This is a genomic window from Nocardioides sp., assembly GCF_004803405.1.
GTDB classification, from domain to species: Bacteria; Actinomycetota; Actinomycetes; order Propionibacteriales; family Nocardioidaceae; genus Nocardioides; species Nocardioides vastitatis.
The window spans coordinates 1-16,538 of sequence record NZ_SSXI01000014.1; the positions used below are offsets into that span (position 1 = coordinate 1).

General features: G+C 70.8%; 8 protein-coding genes and 1 pseudogene. 2 read left to right on the forward strand and 7 right to left on the reverse strand.

Features of this window, described 5'->3' with window-relative positions:
- Positions 1-223: 223 nt before the first annotated feature.
- From E7Z54_RS01300 to E7Z54_RS01310, 3 genes are all read right to left on the reverse strand, one after another.
- Positions 224-1,447 carry an NAD(P)/FAD-dependent oxidoreductase gene (locus E7Z54_RS01300; RefSeq protein ID WP_136431017.1) on the reverse strand — a complete coding sequence of 408 codons (1,224 nt, stop codon included), beginning with the start codon at positions 1,445-1,447 and terminating at the stop codon, positions 224-226.
- A gap of 125 nt (positions 1,448-1,572) precedes the next feature.
- Positions 1,573-3,213, reverse strand: a complete 1,641-nt coding sequence (locus E7Z54_RS01305) for a helix-turn-helix domain-containing protein (RefSeq protein ID WP_136431019.1) — start codon at positions 3,211-3,213, stop codon at positions 1,573-1,575.
- A gap of 315 nt (positions 3,214-3,528) precedes the next feature.
- The gene (locus E7Z54_RS01310; RefSeq protein WP_206055948.1) at positions 3,529-3,780 is read right to left on the reverse strand and encodes a hypothetical protein; all 252 of its coding nucleotides are present in this window, start codon (positions 3,778-3,780) and stop codon (positions 3,529-3,531) included.
- A 191-nt stretch (positions 3,781-3,971) separates the two neighbouring features.
- Between E7Z54_RS01310 and E7Z54_RS01315 the strand changes: the two genes are divergently transcribed.
- The gene (locus E7Z54_RS01315; RefSeq protein WP_136431021.1) at positions 3,972-11,243 is read left to right on the forward strand and encodes a GEVED domain-containing protein; all 7,272 of its coding nucleotides are present in this window, start codon (positions 3,972-3,974) and stop codon (positions 11,241-11,243) included.
- A 24-nt stretch (positions 11,244-11,267) separates the two neighbouring features.
- Here E7Z54_RS01315 and E7Z54_RS01320 read toward each other — a convergent pair whose 3' ends face one another.
- The 4 genes from E7Z54_RS01320 to E7Z54_RS01335 form a co-directional block, all read right to left on the reverse strand.
- Positions 11,268-12,062: a crotonase/enoyl-CoA hydratase family protein gene (locus E7Z54_RS01320; RefSeq protein WP_136431023.1), complete on the reverse strand. Its 795-nt coding sequence runs from the start codon at positions 12,060-12,062 to the stop codon at positions 11,268-11,270.
- A gap of 26 nt (positions 12,063-12,088) precedes the next feature.
- On the reverse strand, positions 12,089-13,207 hold the full coding sequence (locus E7Z54_RS01325; RefSeq protein ID WP_136431025.1) for a hypothetical protein: 1,119 nt from the start codon (positions 13,205-13,207) through the stop codon (positions 12,089-12,091).
- 112 nt (positions 13,208-13,319) lie between these two features.
- Positions 13,320-14,561: a fatty acid desaturase family protein gene (locus E7Z54_RS01330; RefSeq protein ID WP_136431027.1), complete on the reverse strand. Its 1,242-nt coding sequence runs from the start codon at positions 14,559-14,561 to the stop codon at positions 13,320-13,322.
- 38 nt (positions 14,562-14,599) lie between these two features.
- A complete protein-coding gene (locus E7Z54_RS01335) occupies positions 14,600-15,841 on the reverse strand; it encodes a ferredoxin reductase (protein ID WP_136431028.1) in 1,242 nt (413 codons plus the stop codon).
- Between the two features lie 96 nt (positions 15,842-15,937).
- Between E7Z54_RS01335 and E7Z54_RS01340 the strand changes: the two are divergent.
- Positions 15,938-16,538: pseudogene (locus E7Z54_RS01340) on the forward strand (PucR family transcriptional regulator); the annotation flags it as partial.

The window sequence follows — 16,538 nt, forward strand, 5'->3', positions numbered from 1 at the left end:
CGGCCTAACCCAACCTGTCACCCGTTCGTGCAGCAGACCCCACCACGATGAGGTACAACCGAGCCGGCAAGTACCGAGACCGCCACCCGAGCTACATGCTCGCCGCGTTCATGCCCTCGGCTCCCCTGAGACCCGAAGCGTCGTCACACGTTCCGATCTGACATCGGCAGATCCGTGCGTCCGACACGCGGCGGAATGACTCACGCGTGAGTTGGCCGGCGCGTCACCCGAGGGTGGCAGAGGTTGCGCCGGACATGATGCGCGCGGTGTTCTCGGGTCCGAAGAACTCGGGAACGGGCAGGGTGCCGGCGACAACGCTGACGAATCCGTCCATCGCTTCCTGGCTGGTGGCGACCGCCGCGAGGAGTTGCTGCATCTCCGGTGGTGGCGGCTGGAGCCGTGCGAGGTCGCAGGTGAACTCGAACATCGGCAGTGCCCGCTCGTCGCGCGTCACTTGGTACTGGCTCATGGCTTCGTCGTAGCCGCGTCGCCCGGAGAACGTCTCGTCGAGCGCAGCCACCAGTACCTCGGCGTCCCGGAAGGCGTCGCTGATCCCCTGGGCCGTGATCGGGTCCTTGTGCTGCCCCGCGTCACCCACGAGAGCCCAGCCTGGTCCGTATGGCTTGCTGAAGAAGTTCGGCAGGTCTCCCGTGCCGACATACCGGGTCTCCCGCGTAGCGCTCCGGATCCGCTCCGCAAACTCGGGGACCAGTTCGAACGCCTTCAGGCAGGTGCCCTCGACGTCCCCGCGGTTGACGGTGAACTCGGCTCGGGGCCAGTTCACGGTGACCATCGTCAGGTCGTCGTGGGTAGGTGCGACGCCAAAGGCACGGGGCGGACGGACGTACGCCTCGAACCCTTCGGCGGGCAGGCCGCTCCAGTACGCGTAGTAGGCCACCGCGATCGTCTGCGCCTCGTGGTACCGCGGCGCCTGGACGGCCTTCGCGACCAGCGAATGCCTCCCGTCGGCACCGACAACGACCCGAGCTCGCTCGGTCACCGCCTTCCCGCCGGCGCCGTGGCCACGGACTCCCGCGACGCGTCCGTCCTCAACGAGGAGGTCGTCCACACTGAAACGCTCACGAAGCTCAGCGCCTGCGGCGACCGCCGCCTCGACGAGCAGGTAGTCCAGCACCGTGCGCCGCGGGCAGAGGGCGTCGTACACACCATCGTCTGACCGAGGGGAACCCGCGATCCTGAACGGCCCGAAGTCGAAGGAATAGCTGGTCAACGGCGGACAGCCCGTCGCCGCCAACCTGTCGATCAGACCCCACCGGGTCAGGGCGGCAACCCCGGGAGGATGGAGGATGTGGGTGGACACGGTGTCGCTCGGGAAAGTCGCCTTGTCCACCACCAGCACGCGATACCCCATGCGCGCCAGCAGCATCGCGGTCGCCGAACCGGCGCAGCGTGCTCCCACAACGATGACGTCGTACTCCGTGCTCATGGCCGTCCTCCGATCCGTCTGATCTCGAGGACACTGACGCTAACGACGGCGAGGCGGCGCGATCATCGCCCTTCCGTGCCACCCTGTCCGCCTGAGCGACGTGGTCCGTTCGTGCCACGCGGCGGTCAGATCAGGTCGTGCTGGATGGCGTACGCCGTCGCGGCGGCTCGTGAGGACACACCGAGCTTGGCGAAGACGTTCTGTAGATGGCGGCGCACGGTGTGATCGCTGATGAACAGGATCGTTGCGATCTCCCGATTCGTCCTGCCGACGGCCACCAATGCGAGCACCTCGAGCTCCCGGGCCGTGAGCCTGCAGTGAGAGTCGCTGGTTCTCGTCTGGGACAGCTTCTCCAGAAGGGCAAGGTCAGGCGCCGCCTGCAGCTGACGAAAAGTCCAGCGCGCCGCGTCGAACTCCATCGCCGCGCCGTCCTCATCACCCAGCTCCCGGCATGCGAGCCCCAGGAGAACCCGGGTGCGTGCGAGCTCGTAGGGAGTCTCGAGCTCCTTCCAGGTCGTGGACGCCCGATGCAGGGCGGCCACGGCCGCATCCGCGTCGCCCTCCGCAAGAGTGACGGCGCCGGTCGCGTGCGCGCAGCGCGCCCGGAGGCACGGTACGTCGAGGAGGGCCGCGACCCCTTCCAGCTGATCGGCGGCGCCCCTCGCCGTCGCGATCTCCCCCGCGCCGAGTGCGATCTCGACATATGCCCCGAGCAGCAGCGACCGGGTCGGGTGATCGCGCGCGTCCTCCAGGACCGGCCGGATCGCTGCAAGCGCCTGCTCGACGTGCCCTTGGGACAACCTGAGGAGGGCCAGGCCAGGTTGTGGCACCCGGCCTCGCCGGTTGGCCTCCCGGTACGCCTCCTCGGCTGCGGCGAACTCCCCGCGCAGCCGATGCAGCTCAGCCAGCTGGTAACAGGCCATACCCAGCGCCGGACGCGGCGGGTCGGAGAGCTGTGCCCGGGCCCGGTCCGCCTCGGCGAGGGCGTCCGGCCAGGCGCCGTACCACTGCATGACCTCGACGCGATGCACCAGGCACTGCCCGCGGAAGGGGACCAGATCGGGTTGGGCGGCAGACCAATGGTCAAGCGCCGCGGTCCACTCGCGAGCGCGACGCAGGTCGAGGATGCTCGTGCACTCCAGCAGTACCGCGCAGTAGACGATGCCGGAGGCAATCGGTGAGACCTCGCCGGCCGTCACGGCGACCATTGCTTCGTCGAGCAGGGCGGTGCCCTCGGCCGTGTCTCCGAGCCGGATCAGGGCCTGGGCACGACCCAGCCGTCCGAATGTCATCAGGTCGCGCTCGTGGAACCGGTCGCCGATCTCCGCTGCCTCGGCGAAGGCGGCATACGCGGCCTGGACATCACCCCCATACATCGTCATCAGTGCGCGTGGCACCAGCACGTACCCCTGCTCAACGCAGTCCAGATCTTCGAGCACCTGCCGAGCCCGGGCCAGCCATCCGATGCCCGGGGCCACTTCGCCGGTGATGAGCAACCACAGCGCCGGCCAGAACGCGCACCGCGCCGCTCGTGCCGGGTCGCCCCGTGCCATCCACTCGCGATGCGCCCGCGCCCAGACGTCGACGGCCTCGGCGTCCTTGCCCACCAGACATGCGGTGACGGCCAGCCGCTCGAGATCGGCGGGTTCGAGCGACAGGTCCAGATCCGCGGCGGAAAGTTCGGCGAAGGCTTCCCCCCAGGCGTGCTTGCCGACGGCCTGGCGCCCGCGTTCAAGCGCACCGGTGGTGGTCCTCCGCTTCGCCATGGGGAACTCCCTCTGAGTGCAGCCTCCGAGCATGCACGGTGCGCTTGGACAACGGTATCGCTGCGGCGCGGTTCGTGATTGCTGAGTGACGTCCCCGCCAGGGCCGGGGGAGGGGAGCCTTCACGCGTGAGCCTGACTCAGCAGGTCGCGACCTGCCTTGGACGAACCCTGGCATACGACAGGTGCACCTCGGCCTCTGGTCTCCGAGCGCTCAGCCGAACCGGGCGACGACCACGGCTGAGGGTGACTTGCTCGGGGACCAAGGCTCGGCTGAGTTCGCTCACTGCGCCTCTGCGTCACAGTGGGCGATATGGGTCAGCCCAACGTGCTGGTGTCGATGAGGAACCAGTAGTGAAGGTTCGATGCCAGGACACGCTCGTAGGCCTCGTTGATCCGGTCGGCAGAGATCACCTCGATCTCGGCGCCGAGGTCGTGCTCGGGGCAAAAGTCGAGCATCTCCTGGTCACCGCGATGCTGCTGATCATCGAGCCGGCCAACGAGCGGCGGGCGCTGGTCGTCGAGAAGGCGGGCACGCTGAGCGGCGGTCGCGCCGCTGTCGAGTGGCAACCTGTTGGGCCTCCACGGCCAGCCGTCGCCCGTCCAGGTCGTCCTGCCATAGACCCGGCCGGAGCGCCAAGTACTCGACTTCAAACGTCACCACACGACTGCGCTCATTTGTTCCGATACCTCACTGATTCCCACTAGGCTCGTCGCCGGATGTGACGCTCGGCCCATCCAGCACACCGATATGAGGACAGATGAACACGATCGGTCCAGCAGCGACTCCCCCCAACGCGCCCACCGGTCGCCGTCATCGAGGAACCGCGCGCTGGCGCCGCGGGCTGTCCGTCCTCGCATCCGCATCCGTCCTCGCCGGCGTGGCGCCGACCGGCGTCGGTGAAGCCGTCGCCGACGACAGCGCACCGCCCGAGTCGACGGCGACCGCCACGGCGACGGCGACCGCGGGCGCCCCTACGCCCACGGAGTCGACGACCGAGCCGACGCCCGACCCGACATCCGATCCGACAACGGAGCCGTCCCCCAGCGGGCGACAGTCGGTGGAGCCCGAAGACTCGGCAGAACCGGACGACGCCGCACCCACTGCGGTCAGCACGACGACGGCGGCCGAAGCAGCGACCGACGCCCCTGTTGCCAACACGCTCGCCGCCGACGCACCCGCGGTGGCAGCGGCCGAGGCCGCGGGCTGTGGGTACGGCGAGGGCGGCCGGTACGACGACACCATCTGCTGGCTGGACATGTCGACGTACGACGACACCACCGCGCGCACCGCGGACGGGCAGAGCATGAGCGTGACCCTGCCCGGCGGCTACCGGCTGAGCTACACCATCAAGACCCGCACCGCCGACGGCTACGCCAACGCCGCCGTGACCAGCCGCGCCGTTCCCATCGAGACCCGGTTCGCCTTCGCGACCGAGGCCTACGAGAACATCCCCGGCAGGCCGTCGCTGTACAGCTCCCCCGCGCCCGGAACCAACGGGCTCGACGTCGAGCTGAGCAACATCAGGGTGGAGGACCCGAGCGGCACGGCGCTGACGTCCTTCGCCTTCGTGGCGACCGACACCGAGGACAACATCTCCGGTGAGAGCCTGCGGTGGACCTCGGACAAGCCCCTCAACCACCTCGAGACGCTGTACGACCAGGGCTCCAAGGGCTGCAAGCCCGCCACCATGACCGGGTTCGGCACCACCACGGTCACCTGCACCGGCGTGGGCGGCGCCAGCACCCTCGCCGAGAAGTCCACCTCGGTGCTGGTCTCGGCCGACGCGCCGACCACGTTCGCGCTCCGCTGGGTCACCCCGGCCCAGTCGGGGATCGCGTTCGGGGTCAACACGGCGTCGATCGAGGTCAGCAAGGTCGTCGAGGGCCGCGCCGAGCCCTCGGACTCCTTCGACGTCTCGCTCCGGTCGCCCGAGGGCACCGAGCTGGGAAGCGCGAGCACCGGCACGGGCAACACCGCGACCACGGGTCCGGTCGTCGTGATCCCACCCAACAACGGCGAGCCGTTCACGCTCACCGACGCCGCGACCGCAGGATCAGGCACCGACCTGGCCGACTACACCCACACCTGGGCCTGCACCCGCAACGGAGCGCCCGACCCGAGCCTGCCGTCCGGCGAGGCCACCAGCGTGCAGGTCAGTCCCGGCACCGGCGACCAGATCGCCTGCACGGTGACCAACAGGGCGCGTCCCATGGACGGCGGCGACGCGCCGGCGTCGTACGGCACGACGTTCGACGCCGACGGCGCCCGCCACCGCGTGCCCGGCTACGACGCCACGACGCACACGGCGCCGCTGCGCCTCGGAGCGCTCATCGACCTCGAGGCCGACGGCGCACCGACACCAACCGCCCAGGGCGACGACACCTCCGAGGTCGACGACGAGGACGGCGTCGACTTCAACACCGACGTCTCCGTTCCGGGCAGGCTGGAGACCGTCTACGTGACCTCGTCCGCCGCCGGGTTCGTCAACGGCTGGATCGACTTCGACCGTGACGGCGAGTTCGACGGCGGCGTCGAGCAGATCCTCTCCGACCGGGCCGTGACGGCTGGGGTCAACCGGCTGACCTACACCGTCCCCGAGGGATCGGCGTTCGTCGGCGGCGAGACGACCGCGCGGTTCCGGCTGACCTCGGCCGCCGGGGTGGCCACCTCCCCCACCGGCAGCGCGCCCGACGGCGAGGTGGAGGACCATGCCCGCACCCTCTTCGACGCCGGCGCCTTCGCGCTCGAGCAGTGCCCCCGCGGATCCGTCCCCGTCCCGGTCGGGATCGTGCAGAACCGGTCGTTCGAGAGCTACGAACGGCAGTTCCAGAACAGCACCTCGGCCAACACGATCAACTGGGCCGAGCACTGGTACGACTCCCACCCCTCCGGGGGCCAGTACTACGTCCTGTCGCCGAGCTTCGACTCCGGCCCGGCGGCGAGCGTCATGCCGTTCCGGGCGGGCGCGGACGGCTACGGCTTCCTCGGCGGGCATTCCAGCACCCCCGGCGACAGCGGCGAGGGCGCGACGAACACGCTGACCGAGCCGCTCGTGGCCGGGGCCGCGTACGTCGGCTTCTTCTCCACCGGCGCCGGCGGGCACGGCCGTGGCGGTAGCGGCTACCTGCGGATGTTCGGGGTCGACAGCCCGAACGTCGGATCGCTCTACGGGTCGACCGGCACCAACCTGAGCGCCAGCAACTCCGAGGCGCTCTACGACACCCCCGTGGTGCGTCCGGCGGCCGCCGGCACCCGAGCGCAGTGGAGCCTGGCCACCTTCACGCTCCGGCCGAGCAGGAGCTGGGACTACCTGCGCCTGGAGGCTCGCAACGAGACCCCGGCCAACAACGGCACCCCCGCGGGCCAGACGTGGATGACCTTCGACGACTTCCACATGTACCTGTGCGACCCGATCCGTGACTTCGGCGACGCGCCGGCGTCGTACGGCACGGAGCTCGGCAGCGGAGCGGCGTTCCACGAGGTGCCTGACTTCGACGCCGCCACCAACACCGCTCCGCTGATGCTGGGCCGGACGATCGACGTCGAGGACGACGGCGTCGCCGGCCCCGACGCCGACAGCGACGACACCACCGCGGACGATGACGAGGATGCGCTGCCCGACGCCGTCCGGCTCGCGCTGGGTGCGACCGCCCCCTCCCTCGACGTCCCGGTCACCAACGACACCGGCGGCCCGGCGACGCTCCACGGCTGGATCGACGCGAACGGCGACGGAGTGTTCCAGTCGAACGAGCATGCGTCCGCCTCGGTAGCGGCCGGGGCCTCGAGCGCCACCCTGCAGTGGAGCGGCCTCTCGCCGCTGATGGCGGAGACCCGGCCGGTCGTCCGCCTCCGGCTCACCACCGACGACCTGGCCGACGACAGCGCGACGGCGGTCGACGAGCGGTCGCGTGGCCTCGCCCAGGACGGCGAGGTCGAGGACCACGTCGCGACCGTGTCGTCGACGACCCTGACCTGCGCCACCGACGCCGCCGTGTTCAACACCGCCTACGACGGTGCCGGCGGCCGGCTGCCCGTCGGCTCCCGGGACGCCGGCTGGGAGGTGGGCCTCGGCACCACCGCCGGGCCCGGCAGCGTCACCAGCTGGATCCCGGCCTACGTGGTCCAGCCGGTGGCCGGTGCCTGGGCGACAAGCCCCTACGACAACGCCGACTGGATCTCGCACGACCCCTCGCGGGCACACACCACGACCGGCGACTTCTTCTACCGGTACCAGTTCCGGATCGCCGCCGAGGTGCCGCTGGAGGGCTTCGCCCTCCCCATGGACTTCTACGCGGACAACTCGGTGTGGGAGGTCTACGTCAACGACGTCGCCCAGAGCGACTCGCAGGACTCCCTGCCGCAGAACGCGGCCAACCCCTACTTCCACAACGGCTTCGGCACCGGCCGGCAGGCCTCCACGCTGCTGGCCGACGGCTGGCGGCACGGCCTGAACACGATCGTCGTCCACGTCAAGAGCGGGAACCCCTCGGTCGAGGGCTTCATGGCGCAGATGACCCCGCAGGCCCTGTGCAACGACTACGGCGACGCCCCCGACAGCTACGGCAGCGACCAGGCCGGGGACGGCCCGCGGCACGGCGTCGCGGACCTGACCGCGGACGGGACGTCCTCGCTCATGCTGGGCGACTCGATCGACGCCGAGTCCGACGCGACCCTTGCAGGCACGGCCGACGGTGACGACACGACCGGCGTGGACGACGAGGACGGCGTGGCCGCTCCGATCGTCATGACCGCCGGCGAGCCGACGACGGTCCAGATCGCGGCCACCAACCACACCGGTGCCGCAGCGACACTCGTCGGCTGGCTCGACCTCGACGGCGACGGTGCGTTCGAGGCCGCCGAGCGGGTGACGGTCCCGGTCGGCGCCGGCACGGCGACGTACCCAATGGTCTTCCCCGCCGGCCCGGAGACCACGACCACCGCCTACGCCCGCTTCCGGCTCTACCCGGGCACGGTCACCGCCGCGCTGCCGACCGGGCCCGCCGACGCCGGCGAGGTCGAGGACTACCCGGTGCAGGTACTGACCCGGGCGCTGAGCATCACCAAGACCTCGGACGCCACCGAGGAGTCCCGGCCCGGCGACCAGATCACCTACACGGTGACCGCCACGAACACCGGCGACGGCGCCTTCACCGCAGCGAACCCCGCGCGGGTGGTCGACGACCTCGCCGGCGCGCTCGACGACGCCGAGTACAACCTCGACGCCGCGGCGACCGTGGACGGCAACCCGGTCGCGGCGCCGACGTACTCCGCACCGCGGATCCGCTGGGCGGGCCCGCTCGCGGGCGGCACGTCGGTCGTCCTCACCTACACAGTCACCCTGACCGGTGGCGGGGACGGCACCGTCCGCAACGTCGCGTGGGCGCCCACGACCGTCGACCCCGGCCCGACGCCCGACTGCGACGACCCGGCCACCACGGTGCCCTGTGACGACGACGAGCTCCTGCTCCCCAAGCTGCAGATCACCAAGCAGGCCAGCCGCAACGACCTCCCGGCCGTCGGTGGCGAGATGACCTACACCGTGACCGTCCGCAACGTCGGCCCCGGCACCTTCACCGCGACCGCACCCGCCACGTTCCGCGACGACCTGAGCGACGTCGAGGACGACGCCGACCTCGTCGGCTCGCCGACGGCCTCCGGCGGTACGGCGACCTATGCGGCGCCGGAGATCACGTGGAGCGGTGCGCTGGCGCCCGCCGAGCAGGTCACCGTCACCTACGCCGTCGTCTATCACGGGGAGGGCGACCAGTCGCTGGTGAACCGGGCCTGCGTGCCGGGCGACGACGCGGTGGACCCGCAGGACGCGTGCCGCTCGACGACGACCCCAGGCTCCGGCCTGGACCAGGCGAAGACCGCCGACCCGCCGTCCGGCACGCCGGTCGACGCCGGTGACGAGGTCACCTACACCCTGCGGTTCAGCAACACCGGTCAGACGGCGGCCACCGTCGACACCTCCGACGACCTGTCGGACGTGCTCGACGACGCGACGCTCGTCCGCGGACCGACCGCCGACAGCGGCCTGACCGCGACCGTCGTCGGCGACCGGATCGACATCGACGGCACGGTCCCGGTCGGGGAGACCCGGTACGTGACCTACACGGTCGAGGTCGACACGTACGCCGACCAGGTCAACCACGTGCTCGGCAACGTCCTGGCCTGCCAGCCGGGAGACCCCACGTCGTGCCGGCCCGAGGTGACCCGGCACGGGGTCCGGCATCTGAACCTGACGAAGTCCTCCACCCCGCCGGCCGTGACGAACACCGGCGACACGGTCACCTACACCCTCACCGTGGAGAACGACGGCGCCGGCGACTACACCGCGGCCGAGCCCGCCACCGTGGTCGACGACCTCAGCGACGTCCTGGACGACGCCACCTACCTCGGCGACGCGGAGGCCACCGCCGGCACGGTGTCGTACGCCGAGCCTGAGCTCACCTGGACCGGCACCCTCGCCGCCGGCGACTCGGTGACGATCACCTACACCGTCACCGTCACCAACCTCGGCGATCACGACCTGGTGAACACCGCGTCGGTGCCGGGCTGCGACGACCCGAGCTGCAACCCACCGGCCGTCGAGACGCTCCTCCCCCACGTCGTGCCGAGCAAGACCTCGGACCCCGCGTCGGGTGTCGACGTGGCGGCAGGCGAGGTGATCACCTACACCCTGACGTGGACCAACGACGGACAGGCCGCCGGGCCGGTCGACGCCACCGACGACCTGTCCCGGGTGCTCGACGACGCGGACGTCAGCAGGGAGCCCGCGAGCTCCGACCCCGACGTCACCGCGGTGCGCACCGACGAGTCGCTGCGCGTCACCGGGACGATCGACCCTGGCGAGACGATCAGCGTGAGCTACGAGGTGACGGTCCGACCCGACGGCCGGCGCGGCGACAACCTGCTCCGCAACGTGCTGACCCCCGACGTGCCCCAGGTGAGCTGCGACGACGCCGGCGACTGCGAGCCGGTGGACCCGCCCACCACCGAGCACAAGATCGGCGAGCTCGACGACTGGAAGACCGTCGAGCCGGGCTCGGGGACGACCGTGCGGGTCGGTGACGAGCTCGCCTACACGCTGCACTTCACCAACACGGGCACCGCCGACGTCGAGGTGGATCGCGACGATGTGCTCACCGGAGTGCTCGACGACGCCAGGCTCGTCGCCGGTCCGACCGCCTCGGACGCCGCGTTGACGGCGTCGGGCCCGCGCGACGGTCGGATCTCCGTCACCGGGACGCTGTCTCCCGGCCAGACGGTGACGGTCGGCTACGCGGTCAGGGTCAAGCCCGCCAGCGAGCGCGGCGACGACCTGATCGGCAACTACCTCCTCGCCGCCGGCGAGGAGCCGCCGGTGGACTGCGGTCCCACCGCTCCTGCACGACGGATGGCGGACGCCGCGCACCCCGACTGCACCGTGAACCCGGTCAGCAACATCGTGGCCTCGAAGTCGGTCGCGCCCGGCGGCGGCGCGGAGGCCGAGCCCGGCGACGTCCTGACCTACACGCTGCGGTTCGAGAACACCGGCCAGGGGCCGGGCGAGGTCGAGCACGTCGACGACCTCTCCGACGTGCTCGACGACGCACGCCTGGTCAGCGAGCCTGCCTTCGCCGAGCCGAACGCAATGACCGCCGTGGTGAAGGGCGACCGGATCCTGATCAAGGGCACGCTCGCAGCCGGCGCGGTCGACACCGTCTCCTACGCGGTCGTGGTCAAGGAAGCTGCCCGCCAGGGCAACTCGCAGCTCGCCAACTTCCTGATGCCGGCCGGCGAGAAGTCCCCCAGCCAGTGCGATCCCGACAGCGGCACGTGCACCACGAACGGCGTCCTCAGCGGCGGGGAGAGCGGCCAGGACGACCCCGACGGGGGGCCCGACGACGACCTGCCGGGCGTGGGGAGCCCGGTGCGGATCGGCTTGATCGTCGGCGCGGCGCTCCTGGTCATCGCCGGGATCGCCCTGCTGGTCCTCGGGCGGCGCCGGCGGGAGCCGGAGGACGCGGAGCCGGACCAGGCCTGAACCGGCAGTAGGGGCTGGGGTTGGTCAGCGACCCCGCGGCCCGTAGGCCGGGTCGGACTTCTTGAACGCCGCCTCCCGCGCAGCCTTGGTGTTCCGGGCGGCGAGCAGGAAGACCTGCTCGAACCGCTCCCGCGCGAACGTCCGCCGCGGGGAGGCGGTCCAGGTGTCGTTGAACAGCCGCTTGGCGGCAGCCAGGGCGTCCGGCGACTTCTGGACGAGCTCCTCGGCGAGGCGGCGGGCACCCGCCACCGGGTCGTTGTCCAGCTTCGTGACGAGCCCGAGCTCGAGGGCACGGGAGCCGTCGAAGACCTCGGCGGTCATGGTGAGCAGCTTGGCCTGGTCCATGCCGACCTGCTCCTTGAGCGCCTGGATCCCCGACATGTCGGGGATCAGCCCCCACTTGCCCTCGAGCACCGACCAGCGCGAGTCGGGGGTCGCGATGCGGAAGTCCGCGGCGAGGGCGAGCTGGAGGCCGCCGCCGAGGCAGTGGCCGTGGACGGCTGCGATGACCGGCACCGGGATCCGGCGGAAGCCCCACGGGGCCTCCTGGAACTTGTTGGTGCCACGGAGCGGGTGCGGGACGAACGCCCTGGCGATGCCCATCGGGTTGCGCATCACCGTGCCGAAGTCGAGCCCGGCACAGAAGGCGTCGCCCTCGCCGCTGATGATGACCGCGCGCAGGTGCTTGTCCTTGCGCAGCATCGTCGCGGTGGCGACCAGGTCGTCGAGGATGTCGAGCGTCAGCGCGTTGAGCTTGTCGGGCCGGTCCAGCCGGACGTCCGCGATGCCGTCCTCGATCGTGCAGGTCACATTGCTCATGGGCTGAGCCTACGGCCGGCGCACGGTCAGGGCTTGAAGAGGTGACCCACCTTCGTGGCCTGGGCCTCCGCAAGCCGCTGGGCGCAACGGATCGCCTTCGCCCTCGACCCCGTGGTGGCACGCCAGCAGCGGGTGCGGACCAGCCCCGTGCTGAGGCGCTTCCAGGTGGTGGCGTGGCCGTTCCGGTAGGCCGTGAACGAGTTGTCGTTCGCGCGCACCACCGAACCCCTCAGGCCCCGGTAGCGGTACGCGAGCTCCGTGCGCGCGGCAGGCGCGTCGCCGGCCCGCAGCAGGTCGATCTCGGCGAACCAGCGACGCTCGCCGATGACCACGGAGCCCGTCACCCGCCACGCCTCCGGCTGAGTCACCACCCGCGGCACCAGACGCCTGGTCCCCCCGATGTTGTGGACCTGCCGGGCGGTCAGCAGGCGGTCCTTCATCCGGGAGATCGCCGGCAGGACGAGCCGGCGGTTTGGTGACGGCCAGTGCGCGCTGATCGCGGGCCACCCGGCGACGTACCGCTCCTTGAGCAGCTGTGCCGTCGGCTCCGTGCACGCCTTCGCCTGGTCGCCCGTCACGCTCGCGTTGGCCCGCGAGTAGCACAGCGACTGCACGAGTGCGTTCGGCCCGGCCTTCTTCACCGTGGTCGCTGCGGCCACGCCCTCGGCCCACCCCCACCAGATGTAGGTGACCTCCGTGCTGCTCGAGGAGACGATCGTGAACTCCGTCGACCCCGCCCTCAGCAGGTTCATGAGGCGGGTGAAGTCCCGGTCCCGTAGCGCGGTGGTCTGCCGGAGACCGGTTTGCAGCTGGTACGGGCGCAACGGCGTGCCGGCCAGCCAGGGCGTAGTGACCTCGGCCTGGAAGTTGCTGACCTTCTCGGCGATCCACGGGTTGCCCGCTGACCTTCGCACTCCGGCGTGCGTGGTCGGGTTCAGCTCGTTGGTCACCGTCATCGGGTGCTCGGCCGGCCACCCGAGAGCCGCTTTCACCTCGGCAGCGTTGGGCATCCCGACCTCCGCGTACGTCGCCGTGGAGACGGCACGAGGGTCCGGCTTCGGGACCGCTGCGCTGGCAGGCGGAGCGGACACGGTCGATGCGAGCACGCACGCGCCGAGCGCGCCGATGGCCAGTATTCGCTTCATCGGCCCACCCTACGTTGGTGAGGGCTTCCTGTCTTGGCCCTGCCTGACTGGACAGGCGGATGGTTCGGCCGGGGTGGGCCGGCGAGCCAGGTCGCCGACCACCCCCGCGACCTCAGGCAGCCAGCTTCTGCGCCTGCTGCTTCGCCTTGCGCTCCAGCCCCAGCTGGATCACCTTGCGGGTCTTCCGGTCGACCGTCGTGAGCTTGTAGAGCAGCGCCAGCTGGCCCGGCAGGTTCTTCGCGTTGGTCGTCTCCAGCCAGCCGTTCGGCAGCGAGAGGCGGACCACCTTGTGCCACGCGCTCGCCACCTGCTGCGGGAACGGGCGCGACAGGTAGGTCAGGTCGTACTTCTCGAATACGGCCTTCACCTTCGGCGCGACCTCGGCGTAGCGGTTGCTCGGCAGGTCCGGGAAGAGGTGGTGCTCGATCTGGTGCGACAGGTTGCCGCTCATCAGGTGCATCGCCTTGGAGCCGGAGATGTTGGCCGAGCCCAGCATCTGGCGCAGGTACCACTGGCCGCGGGTCTCCTTCTCCGGGATCGCCTTGAGCTCGAAGGTCTCGACGCCCTCGGGGAAGTGACCGCACATGATCACCGAGTGCGACCACAGGTTGCGCACCAGGTTGGCGGTGAAGTTCGCCGCCAGGGCCGGGAGGAACGAGCCGGTCGGCGCCGCGAGCAGCGGGTTGACGACGTAGTCCTTGGTGGCCTGCTTGCGGATCTTCTTCAGCGTCGCCTTCGCGGCACGCTTGAAGGACTCGGGCCGCTTGTCCTTCGGCTTGCTCAGGTTCTTGCCGAGCTCGAGGTCGTACGCCGCGATGCCGTACTCGAAGAAGCAGGCGTTGATGAAGTTCCACAGCGGCTGGCCGAGATACATCGGGTACCAGCGCTGGTCCTCGTCCACGCGCATGATGCCGTAGCCGAGGTCGTTGTCCTTGCCGACGATGTTCGTGTACGTGTGGTGGATCTGGTTGTGCGAGTGCTTCCAGCCCTCTGCGGTGGACGCGTTGTCCCACTCCCAGGTGGTCGAGTGGATCTTCGGGTCGCGCATCCAGTCCCACTGGCCGTGCATGACGTTGTGGCCGATCTCCATGTTCTCGAGGATCTTCGCCACGGACAGGCCGACCGTGCCGAGCACCCAGGCCGGCGGGAACACGCTGACCAGCAGTACGGCGCGCGAGCCGAGCTCCAGCTTGCGCTGCACGTCGACGACCTTGCGGATGTAGGCGGCGTCGCGCTCACCGCGGGTGTCGAGCACCTCCTGGCGGATGGCGTCGAGCTCGGCGCCGAGCGCCTCGATCTGCTCTGGCGTCAGGTGCGCGGTCGGGTTGTCGGCCTTCTTGGTGATGGTGGTCATGGAGACTCCTTCGCTACGTCGGTGTCGCGGAGGTCGCGTCAGCGACCGTTCCGGTCGGTGGTCAGGGAGGGATCGCTGGTCGAGGAGGTCGCGCCACCGACCGTCTCGAGACCGAGGTCGATGTCGCAGTCGCCGGCGGCGGCGTTGATGCAGGTCTGGATGGCCACGCCGTCGGGGTTGGTCTCCCCCGGGACGGCGACGGTGAGCTGGCCGTTGCGCAGGTCGCGCACGACGCCGGACCTCATCGGCAGGACACAGCCCATGCAGATGCCCATCCGGCAGCCGCTCGGCATGAGGACGCCCGCGGACTCGCCGGCGTCGAGGATCGGGACCGCGCCGTCGGCCTCGACGACCTTGTCGTCGGAGGCGCCGATGCGGAACGTCACGGTGCCGCCCTCGGCGGCCTCCGTGAGGACGGTCGCGCGGAACCGCTCCGTGTGGAGGGTCAGCCCTCGCGCGCCGTAGTACTCCTCGAGCGTGTCGAGGAGGCCGGCCGGACCGCAGGCGTACGCCGTCCGGTCGGCCAGGTCGGGGATCCACGACTCGAGGTCGCTGGTGGTCATCAGCCCGTCGGTGTCGGTGTGGCGCTCGATCAGGCGGATCCGGCCGTTCGTGGCGTGCTGGCGCAGCTCCGGGCCGAAGATCACCTCGTCACGGCTCATCGCCGAGTGCACCAGCACCACGTCGTAGGCGGAGTACGACGCCGCCGTCTCCTTGCGAGAGAACAGGTTGCGCAGCATCCCGATGACCGGGGTGATGCCCGAGCCGGCGGTCACCAGCATCAGCTTGATCGGCTCGGTCGCGGCCGCGGGCGGCTGAGGGAGGACGAACTCGCCCTCGGCCTGCTCGAGCCGCACCATCTGGCCGACCCGCGCGTTGCGCACGAGGTGGTTGGAGACGACGCCGTCCGGGATCGCCTTGACGGTGATCGAGATGTTGCGGTCCCGGCGCGGGCCGTGGGTCAGCGAGTAGGTGCGCCACAGCCGGACGCCGTCGACCTCGACGCCGATCCGGACGTACTGGCCGGGGACGTGGCCCGCCCAGTCCCGGCCGGGCTTGATCACGATGGTCGCCGCGTCCGCGGTCTCGGGGAGGACCGCCTCGATCCGGCCCTGCAGGCCGACGGCGGCGCCCGGACGGAGCGGGGCGAAGTGGTCGAGGATGTCGTCGACGGTCAGCGGGGTCACTGCCGCGTCGAGCAGGTTGCGCAGCACACCCGACCGGAGGAGCCTCGGCGCGCGCCTGTCAGCGCGGGTGGGGTTCGCAGTCGTCGTACTCATGCTTCAACAGTCCCAGCCAGGGCCGCTAAACTCATGACCGCAGCCGGTGAATCCGGGTCGGTCTTTTGTACCTGACGAACAAAGGGGAAGGTGGCCATGCCGCGACGTGCCGTCCCTCGCACCCGCCCGCGCCGGACCGCGCTCCTGCCGCCCGAGACGGTGGCGGCGATCCGGAACGAGCTGGCGGACGTCGCCGACGACGTCGTCAAGCAGATCATCAAGGAGGTGCCGCCGTACGCGGCCGCCTTCGGAGGGACGATGGGCGAGACCATCCGCACCGCCGTCCAGGTGGCCCTGGGCGGCTTCCTCTCCCTGGTGAGCGAGAGCGGCCCGAACGCGCTGGCGCCGCGCGCGTCGGCGGTGGACGGCGCCTACCAGCTCGGGCGCGGCGAGGCGCGCAGCGGCCGGAGCACTGACGCGCTGCTGTCGGCCTACCGGATCGGTGCGCGGGTCTCCTGGCAGCATCTCTCCGCGGCGGCGGTCGCCGAGGGCATCGAGCCCGCGACCATGGCCTCGTTCGCGGAGATGGTCTTCGCCTACATCGACGAGCTGTCCGCGGCCAGCGTCGCCGGCCACCGCGACGAGGCCGCCACCTCGGGGCGAGTCCGACAGCGGATGCTGGAGCGCCTGGCACGCCACCTGCTCACGGGCGCACCGGAGGCGACCGTGACCGCGGCGGCCGAGCGCGCGGAGTGGC